The following is a 1,261-nucleotide window of genomic DNA, read 5'->3' as shown; positions in this document are numbered from 1 at the left end:
GATCGCCGTCGCTGGTACTGGCCCTGTCCACACTGTGGTGAGTATTTTCAGCCCTGCGGCGATGTGGTTGCTGGTTTCCGTGATATTGCCGATCCCGTGCTGGCAAGTGAGGCGGCTTATATTCAGTGTCCTTCCTGTTCAGGACGGATTATGCCTGAACAAAAACGTGAGCTGAACGGACGTGGGGTCTGGTTGCGGGATGGTGAATCCATCAATGCGGATGGCAGTCGTTATGGTGATCCCCGACGCTCACGTATTGCGTCATTCTGGATGGAGGGTCCGGCAGCTGCTTACCAGACACTCTCGCAACTCGTTTACAAACTGCTTACTGCAGAACAGGAATACGAGACAACCGGAAGTGAAGAAACACTCAAGACGGTTATCAATACCGACTGGGGATTACCTTATCTTCCCCGCGCCAGCATGGAGCAACGAAAAAGTGAACTGCTTGAGCAGCGGGCAGAGCCAGTTCCTTCCCACAGTGTGCCGGATGGCGTTAATTTCCTTGTGGCGACAGTGGATGTGCAGGCGGGACGTCATCGCCGTTTTGTGGTTCAGGTAACGGGCTATGGCAGCCGTGGCGAACGCTGGATTATTGATCGTTACAACATCACGCAGTCATTGCGCGGTGACAGCGACGGGGAGAGCCAGCGAATTGATCCGGCCAGCTATCCGGAAGACTGGGATGTCCTGCTGACGGATGTTTTTCATAAAAGCTGGCCGCTGGCCTCCGATCCTTCTCAACAAATGCGACTGATGGCAATGGCGGTGGACTCCGGCGGTGAAGACGGGGTCACTGATAATGCCTATAAATTCTGGCGTCGTTGCCGTCGTGATGGCCTTGGTAAACGTATTTACCTGTTTAAGGGCGACAGCATCCGGCGCGCAAAACTGATCACCCGTACATTCCCTGATAACACCGGACGAACGGGCCGACGGGCGCAGGCCGCAGGTGATGTGCCGCTCTGGCTTCTTCAGACGGATGCACTGAAAGACCGGGTGAATAACGCGTTATGGCGTGACTCGCCAGGTCCCGGCTATGTGCATTTCCCTGACTGGCTGGGGAGCTGGTTTTACGACGAACTGACGTATGAAGAGCGGAGCAGTGACGGGAAATGGAGTAAGCCGGGTCGCGGTGCCAACGAAGCTTTTGACCTGATGGTGTATGCCGAGGCTCTGGTCATTCTGCATGGATACGAAAAGATCCGCTGGCCGGATGCACCGGAGTGGGCGAGCCGGGAAACCTGGCTGGAGTGTGTCC

The 1,261-nt window shown here is 55.8% G+C and carries 1 protein-coding gene; it reads left to right on the top strand.

What is annotated here, in order from left to right; genetic code table 11:
* Positions 1 to 1,261: terminase gpA endonuclease subunit (locus tag FTE26_RS08180; RefSeq protein ID WP_272457539.1), on the top strand; the 1,261-nt coding region annotated here is incomplete at both ends.

This window comes from Escherichia sp. S10b, from assembly GCF_028421345.1.
GTDB lineage: Bacteria > Pseudomonadota > Gammaproteobacteria > Enterobacterales > Enterobacteriaceae > ECMA0423.
This window is presented reverse-complemented; position numbering and strand designations above follow the sequence as displayed.